4 protein-coding genes, 1 tRNA gene and 1 pseudogene are annotated in these 6115 nt (G+C 35.1%); all 6 read right to left on the bottom strand.

The annotated features are described in order from the left end of the window. Window positions 1-641, bottom strand: a pseudogene (locus A2530_RS03540) (cell shape-determining protein MreD); the annotation flags it as partial. 176 nt (window positions 642-817) lie between these two features. Continuing rightward, a tRNA-Ser gene (locus tag A2530_RS03535) sits at window positions 818-907 on the bottom strand. A 43-nt stretch (window positions 908-950) separates the two neighbouring features. After that, the gene (gene pyrF / locus A2530_RS03530) at window positions 951-1634 is read right to left on the bottom strand and encodes an orotidine-5'-phosphate decarboxylase (protein ID WP_294885762.1); all 684 of its coding nucleotides are present in this window, start codon (window positions 1632-1634) and stop codon (window positions 951-953) included. A gap of 87 nt (window positions 1635-1721) precedes the next feature. Continuing rightward, on the bottom strand, window positions 1722-3671 hold the full coding sequence (gene acs, locus A2530_RS03525) for an acetate--CoA ligase (protein ID WP_294885755.1): 1950 nt from the start codon (window positions 3669-3671) through the stop codon (window positions 1722-1724). Then, window positions 3671-4285, bottom strand: a complete 615-nt coding sequence (locus A2530_RS03520; RefSeq protein WP_294885754.1) for a 3'-5' exonuclease — start codon at window positions 4283-4285, stop codon at window positions 3671-3673. The genes acs and A2530_RS03520 overlap by 1 nt, the downstream gene beginning before the upstream one ends. A 2-nt stretch (window positions 4286-4287) precedes the next feature. Beyond that, entirely contained in the window at window positions 4288-6102 is a 1815-nt protein-coding gene (locus A2530_RS03515) for a putative nucleotidyltransferase substrate binding domain-containing protein (protein WP_294885752.1), read from the bottom strand. Window positions 6103-6115 lie beyond the last annotated feature (13 nt).

Genomic DNA, 6115 nt, shown 5'->3' with positions numbered 1-6115 from the left:
TCAGTGTCTGTATCTGTGTCCGTATCTGTGTCCGTATCAGTGTCTGTATCTGTGTCAGTGTCAGTGTCTGTGTCTGTATCTGTGTCAGTGTCTGTATCTGTGTCAGTGTCAGTGTCTGTATCACCTTGACGAGTTTCTTCAAATAGTGTAGGATCGTAGTCGTTAGCTACAACTTCAGTAACTCCAAAACCTCGATCCCTAAGATCTGAAACTACATCTTGTTCATCTGCTGTTCTTGCATCAAATTGAGCTTCTCCCGCTTCTTCTTGTGCAGCATTTGCATCTGTTCCTGCAGCTGTTTCAATATCTTCAATATTATCACCTGCTGCAGTTTCAACAGCGTCACCATTTTCCATCATTGCTACAATAGAATCTGCTTCGGTAACTGTTTCATCAGCTGTAAAAATCTTTTCAGACATAGTTGAGTCAAAAAGTTGTGATTCATTTCCATTAATAGAAATTTCAGAACCATCATTTAAAGCTACTGAAATGGTGTTTATTGAAGAATTTGAGCTATCGCCAATAACAGTCTCCCCTTCATAAATCTTATCACCGTTAGAGGCTTCACGCGTTGAACCATCAGCAGTTTTTATGTAAAACTTACCTTCTAATCCCGTGATTTGTCCAATTATTTTAGACATAGCAGACCCTTTATTTTGATTTTATTGTGACAATTGTATAAAAAATTTTAATAAAAAGATATTGTACTTTAGTACATAAATTGTAAAAATAAGTTGTTAAGTTTGATATATGTAAATGTAAGTAAAGAAGTAGATTAAATATATAGATAAGACTCAAACTAATATTTAAAGCTTCGTGGTGGACAAGGAGGGATTTGAACCCTCGGTACAGTTACCCGTACGCATCCTTAGCAGGGATGTGGTTTCAGCCGCTCACCCACTTGTCCATTTGAAGACCGAGATTATAATCATATATACATAATATATAGCTTAAAATTGTTGCAAAATTTTCTCAACCACTAACGCCGGATTATTGGATTTATAAATCGGACGACCTACTACTATAAAATCTACTTGTGCATTTTTTGCAAACTCTACATCCGCAACTCTCTGCTGATCGCCGGCATCTTCACCAAAAGGACGAATCCCTGGAGTTAAGGTCATAAAATTTTGATTTGTTATATTTTTTATTGATTTGCTCTCGTAAGCAGAACAGACAACACCGTCAAGTCCGCTCTCATAAGCATCTTTTGCAAATTGGTCAGCTTTAGTTGCAATATCTTTTCCATATACTTCATTAAACTCATCTTCATTAAATGATGTAAGTGCTGTTACTGCTAAAACTATAGGTCTTTTTTCATAAGTGTTCAGTCTATCCATTACTTCTTTCATAGCTCGTTTGCCGGCACTTGCATGGACATTAAACATATCAACACCAAGTCCCATTATAGACTCAGCGGCATCTGCCATAGTATTTGGAATATCATATAGTTTGAGGTCTAAAAATATTTTAAAATCAGGATTTATTTTTTTGATATCTTTTAAAAACTCTTCGCCGTCTCTTATGTATGAACGAAGTCCGACTTTTAGCCAAATATTATAATCTTTTATTTTGTGGATTAAATCTAAATTTTCTTCTTTTGTGGGTAAATCGAGGGCTACGCAAAGTTCCATAATTAACTCTTTATATTTTAATGATGAAATTATAGCATTTTTGAAGTATGACATGTAGATATTTCTACATGTCAATATATGTAAAAACTACTTTTTAACCATACCTTCTATTACTGCAACGACAGTAGGGTCTTCAAGAGTTGAGATATCTTGAGTTATCACCTCTCCTTTAGCAATTGAGCGAAGAATTCTTCTCATAATCTTGCCAGAACGGGTTTTAGGAAGCCCCGGAGTAAAAACCATATCATCACAAAGAGCAATATTTCCTATCTCTTTTTGAATAACTTTGTTTATTGCTTTTAATTCTTCAACTTCATCAGCAATACCTTTGTCAGATTTTAAAACAACGTAGGCAAAAATACCCTCGCCTTTTATCTCATGAGGCTTACCGACAACTGCAACTTCTGCAACATTAGGATGTTTTTTGATAGCTGCTTCAACTTCAGCAGTACCCATTCTATGTCCTGAAACATTAATAACATCATCCGTTCTACCTGTAATAGTGATATAGCCATCTTCATCATAAATAGCACCGTCACCCGTAAAATAGACAGGTTTGCCGTCTTTTTTAACATCACCGAAATATGATTTAACATATCTATCTTCATCACCCCAAACACCGCGAATCTGAGAAGGCCATGGACGAGTTACGCACATGTAACCACTCTCTCCTGCTCCTACTTTTTCGCCTGTTTGCGGGTCTAAAATCTCAGCCATAATCCCAGGAAGAGGAAATGTTGCACATGCAGGTTTAATCGGAGTTGCACCTGGAAGCGGAGATACTATATGTCCGCCCGTCTCAGTCTGCCAATAAGTATCGACTATCGCGCACTTAGAGCCACCTACTGTTTCATAGTACCATTTCCAAGCAGGAGGGTCAATAGGCTCACCAACCGTACCAAGAACTTTCAAGCTCGATAAATCGTATTTAGCAGGTTCATGCTCACCTGATTTATGAAGTACACGAATAGCAGTAGGAGCCGTATAAAACTGGTTGATTCTATGCTCTTCTACCATTTTCCAAGGACGTCCTGCATCGGGATGAGTAATAACTCCCTCAAACATTACGGTTGTTGCACCCATTGCAAGAGGTCCGTAAACTATATAAGTATGCCCGGTAATCCAACCTACATCGGCTGTACACCAATAAGTATCGTTTTCTTTTACGTCGAACACCCACTCCATAGTCATTTGTGCCCATAATATATAACCTGCAGAGTTATGTTGAACACCTTTTGGTTTACCTGTACTTCCTGATGTATAAAGCAAGAAAAGAGGATCCTCAGCGTCCATAACTTCCGGTTCACATGTTACCGGCTGATGTTTAATCAACTCATTGTAAGAGTAGTCACGTCCTGCGACCCAAGTAACATCTTCGCCGTTTCTCTCAACAACTAAAACTTTTTTTACAGGTGTGTTACCGCTAAGCGCATCATCTACAACAGGTTTTAACATGTAAGGCTTATCTTTTCTATAAGCACCATCAGCCGTAATGACAACTTTTGCATCGGCATCTTCGATTCTGTCTTTTAGAGCTTCAGCCGAAAATCCTCCAAATACTATAGAGTGAATCGCTCCGATTCTTGCACAAGCAAGCATCGCATACGCAGCTTCAGGAATCATCGGCATATAGATTACGACTCTATCACCTTTTTTTACACTAAACTCATTTTTTAGCAGATTTGCAAATCTGTTTACATTATAATAGAGTTCGAGGTAAGTGATGATTTGTTTATCGCCTCTGTCACCTTCAAAAATAATTGCAGCTTTATTTTTGCGACTATCTAAATGACGGTCGATACATTGAGCCGAAACATTTAGTTTTCCGCCCTCAAACCACTTAACAAACGGTGCTTTGCTCTCATCCAATACATTAGTAAACGGCTTTATCCAATCCAACTTCTCTTTTGCATAACCACCCCAAAAACCTTCATAGTCTTCTTTTGCAGCATCTTGCAATGCTTGATATTCACACATATTTTTTATACGTGCATTTTTAGCAAACTCTTTATTAGGGTTAAAAATTTCTTTTATCATTACTTTTCCTTTGTTAATTTTAAATATATCATAGCTGTCATAATCGCGTCATTAACAGCATTGTGTGCTCCCATATTGGGAATACCGCAGTTTTTTAAGATTGTATCAAATCGTAAATCAATATTTCCTTGAGGAATTAGTGAAATCGTTTTATCAAAGTATATCTCAGATACTTCAATCATTCTATTGGGAAGTGTTATTCCAAGCATCGGTTTTGTATATTTGTTTATCATACTTACATCAAACTCCAAATAATATCCCACAAGTGGTCTAGAACCCACAAAATTTAAAAACTCTACAATGCCCTCCTTCGTTGTTTTTGCATTTTTTAAATCAAACGGACGAATCCCGTGTATTTTAATACTTTTAGAACTTATCTCTTTTGAGTTTTGCAAAAAAACCTCAAAAGTTTCTGACGTAATGATTTTATTATCTTTTATTTTTACTGCTCCTATAGAGAGTATCTCATCATCTTTTGGATTTAGACCCGTTGTTTCCGTATCAACAACAACATATTCACCGCTTTTATCTTCATCAAACAAAAATTCAAAACTTTTATCTTTGAGTTTTGAACGATTTGCTTTATGTTTTATCTTAGAGATAAATTTAAACATCACTAAACTACCATATTTAAATGAAAATGAAAACTCATAAATTTTTTAAATTTATTTATGATTTTAAAACTGTCTTTTAGCAAATCTCTTTGATTTTTTTCTAAGTTTCTAGGATTTATATAGTTGCTCTCATCTAAGCTTTTTGCCTCAAGCATCGCTTTAAGACGAATTGAACTTAGGGTGTCAAAACTCTCTATAAGTTCTGTTGCAAATGTTTTATCAATTATCTCTAAATTGTTTAACTCTTTAATTCTCTCTATAGTATTAGTAGCCTTGATTTCATACTGAAGACTAAGCGTTCTAACGCCGTGTATAAGGGCAAACAATCCACCTTTTTTCAAATCAAGCTTGTTGTCATGTTCTTTTTGCAATACAAAACTTGAAAATAGAGAAAGCGGCGTTTCAAAGTTTAAAACTGCTTTTGCAATATGAGCTAAAACATCATCTCTTGAGTGAAAACTTACATGTAGATATCTCATTAATTCATCCAGTAAACTATTATCGCCCGCCACACATTTTGCGTCTAAAAAGATACTTAAATTTTGAACACTCTCATCACTCATATCATAAGTCCATTTTTCTATCAGCTCTTTATATGAGTTAAAATTTCTGCGCCAAAACTCATTGCTTACCATTACGTCTCCGCTACATTTTGGGAAACCGAGTTCAAGTAGATAAGAGTTGAACTTTATCATCGGTTCAACAAAAAGCTCCTCATCAACGCCGTTTTTAATTATAAGCGCATTGTCTTGGTCGCTTCTTAAAGTCTGCTCTTCTCTTCCTTCACTGCCCATTACTATAAGAGCGCACTGCTCTCTTAGCTCCTCACTCACGCACATGTCAAAAACTTTTTTATATACTTTATGATTTAACGCTGCAATTAATTTGGTAATATATCTAACCTTAACGCCTTTTGCTCTAAGCGTGATTATAAGATTTCTAAAATCATGTTCAAGAGCTTTTAAGTCATCAAGATTTGAAGCTTTGTCTATTTGAACGGCAACAAGATGTGAATGACTTGCAAAATAACTAAGCAAATCCAACTGTTCTAACACACCTACAATTTTTTCATCTTCCACCACTACTACTCTTTTAACTGCGTTATGCGTCATCAGCAAAAGCGCATTGAATAAAAAATCGTTAATATCTATAGTCACAAGCCCTTTAGAGGCAATTGTAGATATTTTATTTTCTAAATTATTATCACCTAAAATAAATTTCTCTCTTAAATTTGTATCCGTAACGATTGAATAAGCATTTTGCTCTTTTACGATAATAACTTTTGCTTTTAGTTTTTTCTGTTTTATCAAAGAGTCATATATACTCTCATCGGCATCTACTACACAAGCTACATGTAAAAACATATCTGAAACTTTTGATATAAGAAACGGAGATAAATCACTTTGCAAATCATAATCTTTTAACTGTTTATGACGCGAAATAAAATCTTGCAAGAAGTAACTTTGTACCTTTTTATCCTGCATCAAATCTAAAAAATCATCTTTTTTAATCTCGTAACAGATAAGATCTTCATCAACTATAAATTTTGCTTTTGTTTTTGCGTAAATTAGTGCATCGGCATCAAAACTGTCACCTGCACTATAGACATTATGAATTTCATCATCTATATATTCGGTTACAGAGCCTTTTATAATGATATAAAAGGCAATAGATGAGATTGTAGGAGAAATAAGGAGTGTTTTATTTGGGTAATATGCAATATCTATCTTGCTCATAAGATTATCCAAAGAGGCTGAACTGAGCAATTCAAAGGGATGAATCGACTCAATAAGTTTTCTTTGATCTAAGATACTCAAAATACTCTCCTTT

The sequence above is a fragment of the Sulfurimonas sp. RIFOXYD2_FULL_34_21 genome, from assembly GCF_001830805.1.
GTDB lineage: Bacteria > Campylobacterota > Campylobacteria > Campylobacterales > Sulfurimonadaceae > Sulfurimonas.
This window is presented reverse-complemented; position numbering and strand designations above follow the sequence as displayed.